Source organism: Mangrovibacter sp. MFB070, from assembly GCF_000705335.1.
Classification (GTDB): Bacteria; Pseudomonadota; Gammaproteobacteria; order Enterobacterales; family Enterobacteriaceae; genus Mangrovibacter; species Mangrovibacter plantisponsor.
Window position 1 is genome coordinate 1 of the sequence record NZ_JJMI01000029.1, and the last position, 211, is coordinate 211.

General features: G+C 62.6%; 1 protein-coding gene. It reads left to right on the forward strand.

All coding sequences use genetic code 11. The annotated features are described in order from the left end of the window. Positions 1-59: 59 nt before the first annotated feature. On the forward strand, positions 60-211 hold a 152-nt coding region (locus DT73_RS27085), incomplete at its 3' end, for a cadherin-like domain-containing protein (protein WP_369792627.1).

Genomic DNA, 211 nt, shown 5'->3' on the forward strand with positions numbered 1-211 from the left:
ATACCATCACGTATACCCTCAGCGACGGCAAGGGTGGCACCGTCACTAGTACGGTTGCCATCACGGTTACCGCCGTAAACGACGCGCCGCTTGCTGGCTCCGTCACGCCACAGACCACAGCGGAAGACACCCCGGTCACCGTGAATGTGCTGGCACCGGCTACCGATCCGGACGGCGATACACTGGCCGTCAGCGTTGCCAGTGCGGATCA